The organism is Nocardia sp. NPDC101769 (assembly GCF_044766925.1).
GTDB lineage: Bacteria > Actinomycetota > Actinomycetes > Mycobacteriales > Mycobacteriaceae > Nocardia.
In genome coordinates, this window is record NZ_JBIWMX010000017.1 from 131,083 (window position 1) to 134,444 (window position 3,362).

General features: G+C 67.3%; 2 protein-coding genes. One reads left to right on the forward strand and one right to left on the reverse strand.

Annotated features, from left to right (window positions below):
- Positions 1-83 precede the first annotated feature (83 nt).
- Positions 84-1,325: a cytochrome P450 gene (locus ACIRRA_RS25650; protein WP_402772878.1), complete on the reverse strand. Its 1,242-nt coding sequence runs from the start codon at positions 1,323-1,325 to the stop codon at positions 84-86.
- 229 nt (positions 1,326-1,554) lie between these two features.
- Between ACIRRA_RS25650 and ACIRRA_RS25655 the strand changes: the two genes are divergently transcribed.
- Positions 1,555-2,907 carry a GAF domain-containing protein gene (locus ACIRRA_RS25655; RefSeq protein ID WP_402772791.1) on the forward strand — a complete coding sequence of 451 codons (1,353 nt, stop codon included), beginning with the start codon at positions 1,555-1,557 and terminating at the stop codon, positions 2,905-2,907.
- Positions 2,908-3,362: the final 455 nt, after the last annotated feature.

Below are 3,362 nucleotides of genomic sequence, written 5' to 3' on the forward strand. Positions count from 1 at the left end.
GCCGGGATGTTCAGCGGTAGTGGATCTCGAGCGTGGTGATGCGCCCGTCGGGAGCGAGGGTGAACACGCCGATGGCCGGGTGCTCATCTGGGCGTCAGGCGGACGGGCATGTGCCGTACGCCGGTGTGCTTGTTGCTGCGGGTGTATTCGACGGGTGCGGTGAGTTCGGCGGAGCCGACCCGGTCGAGGAGGGCGTCGAAGACGACGCGCATCTCCATGCGGGCCAGGTTGGATCCGAGGCAGAAGTGGCCGCCGCGCCCGAAGGCGAGGTGCGGGTTGGGCCGCCGGGTGATGTCGAAGCGATGTGGCTCGGGGAAGACGCTGGCGTCCCGGTTGGCGGAGGTCCACCACAGGGTGACCTTGTCCCCGGCCCGGATTCGCTGATCCCCGAGTGTGGTGTCGCGGGTGGCGGTGCGGCGGTTGTAGGAGGTGGAGGAGGCCCAGCGCAGCATTTCCTCGACCGCGCAGTCCAGCTGGGAACTATCTTCCTGCAGCGTCCGCCAGAGTTCCGGTCGCTCGATGAGCGCGAGCATGCCGACGGCGATGGAATTGCGCGTGGTCTCGCTGCCCGCCGTGATGAGCAGGCTGAACAGCATGGCCTTCTCCATATCGGTGAGCGGCTGCCCGTCGATGGTCGCGTGGGCGGCCAGCGACATCAGATCGTCGGCGGGTGCGGCGGTCTTGGCGGCGAAGAGATTCGCCCCGTACGCCCGGGTCTCGGCCACGGCCCGCTGGGTGCGCGCGGTGGCCTCGCCCAGGTCCCGATCGTCGTAGTCCAGCGCCACATTCGCCCAGCCGAAGAGCTGGTGGCGATCGGCCTGCGGCACCCCGAGCAGCTGTGAGACCGCCTGCAACGGGAGTTCGGCGGCGAGGTCGAGGAGAAAGTCGCACTCGCCCTCGGCCAGTGCTGTGTCCACGATGGCCGCGGCCCGTTCCCGGAGATCGTCCTCGATCAGTTTCAGGGTGCGCGGCGCGACGCTCGGCATGAGCAGCTTCCGCACGCCCGCGTGCCGGGGGTCGTCCATCATGTTGAGCAGCACTCCGACCGCCCAGTCCACGGGCAGATCCTCGATGAGCGTGCCCCCGCCGGCCCGCTCGCCGCCGCTCTCGGAGGAGTAGGTGGCCGAATCCCCCGCGACGGCAACGATGTCCGCGTACCGGCTGATCACCCAGAAGCCCTCTCCGGCCGGGGTGTGCGCGGTGGGTGGATGCCACCACACCGGCCGTTCGGCGCGGAGATGATCGAAGACCGCGTGCGGGAAGCCGTGCGCGAAGCGGTCGAGGTCGGTCAGGTCGATGTCCTCCACGGACCCACCCTGGCACAGTGCCGGGCTGTCCGGCAGCGCATTCGAGGAAGTGGACAGCCGCGAAAAGCAGAGCGCCACAATCTGATTCGCCAAAGCAACCGCGAACAGCCGGAGCGTAGCGGAGGTAAATAGACGCAGCTCACATTCTGTGAGGCGCCTGTTGGCGTGTGACCTGCCGGACAAACGTCCGGCTTCCGCCTTGAGGTCTTCGGTGCGCCGGTACTCTTTGGGGCGGAAAGAAAGGCAAATGGTCAGCAATCTCGCAGGTGGTGGGCAACCCAACCACGGGGTCGAACCGGGCAGTCAGCTCGGGGCGCTCGAAACATATGCCGCCCAGGCGCACGGATATCTCAGTGTGGGCGGGGATCAACTGGGGCAGTTGCCCGGCCTGCTGAGGCCGATGGTGCTCGAGTCATGGCTGCGCAGTCTGCGCGGCGGCGTCGATCCGATGGACGACGGAGACGGTCGTGGCCTGCGCGGCGCCGACCTCGAGCGCTACCGTGACGCGCATCCGATCGCCTCGGTCATGCCATTGGTGGACAAGCTATTACTGCGCGACGCGACCAGCACCGGGTTGATCGTGGTGGTGGCCGACCAGTTCGGCCGTGTGCTCTCGGTGCACGGCAATGCCGATCGGGTGCAGGCGGCCGCGGAGGCGGGCCTGCGCGAGGGCAATGATCTGAGCGAGCGCCGGGTGGGCACCAATGCGGTGGGCCTGGTGGTGCGCACCGGCCGCGCGGCCTGGATCCACGGCCCGGAGCATTTCCTGCACCGCATGCACCAGATCACCGGAGCCGCCGCGCCGGTGCACGATCCGGACGGCCGCCTGGTGGGCGTGCTGATGATTGCCGGCGGGGTGCGGGTGGCGCGCCCGGAGATCCTGGCGTTGGTGAAGGCGGCGGCAACGGCAGCGGAGATGGATCTGCTGCTGGCCGCGGTCCGTTCGGGCCAGGATCGCCGTTCGAACGCCGATGCGCCGGCGCCGGAACGGCTGGGCCTGGAGGTGCTCGGGCTGGGGCAGCCGCAGCTGACGGTGGCGGGGGAGCGAGTCCCCCTGTCGCAACGGCACGCCGAGATTCTGCTGCTGCTGGCCGAGCACGCCGAGGGACTGTCGGCGGATCACCTGGCATTGCTGCTGGACGACGCCGATCTGGACAATGCCACCATTCGCGCGGCCATGTCGCGGCTGCGTTCGGTGGTCGGGTCGAATGTGTTCGGCTCGCGTCCCTACCGGCTGCGCGTCCCGATCGCCACGGATGTGGAAGCGCTGCGCGCCGCGCTGGATTCCGGGGATGCGGATTCTGCGGTGCGGCTGTACGCGGGTCCGGTGCTGCCGCGTTCCACGGCACCGGGAGTTATAGACATTCGCGATGAATTGCGAGTGCGTCTGCGCACCGCTGTATTACGTTCCGGAGACGCTTCGGTCTTGAGTCGGTGGACATCGGGTGCCGAGGGTCGTGACGATGCGGCCTCATGGGCGGCCTATCGCGCCACCGTCGATCGTGAGTCTCCGCTGTATGCGCAGATCGAGGCCAAGATTCGCGTGCTGGATCGGCGCCTGGGCGCCGATGCAACGCAGTTGCAACGTTTCGACTCATAGTCTCCACATCCGAAAGTGCGGTCGGTCACACCGCCGCCCTGTCATGTGGTTGCACCCACATTTATCGCGTTCTCGGCGCGAGGCCGTCGGCCAACTAGACGCTCGTCCAACTTTTTTTCGGGAAAAAGTTCCTTTTTATTGTGTAAACGCCTAGTGTCCACATGCATGAACGGCATCCCTGTGATGCAGGTGACAGTTGGAGGAGATCGGCAGCAGGACACCCCGGATGCGATGACCCGGAGGCACTCGCATCCCGGCCGGAGAGCCAGTAGGCCCGGCCGCTTCGAGCACTAGTTGGATCAGGCGCGGATTTCGCCGCGCATTCGTCGAATCACCCAGGGCGGTGCGATTTTTCGCGGCCTGGGCGGCGCAACACCTGGCGCCGCGCAGGTCTATTTCGCGATGCCCGGAAGCGGTCGGCGGCATAGCAATTCGCCATAGGAAGGGAGACTCTG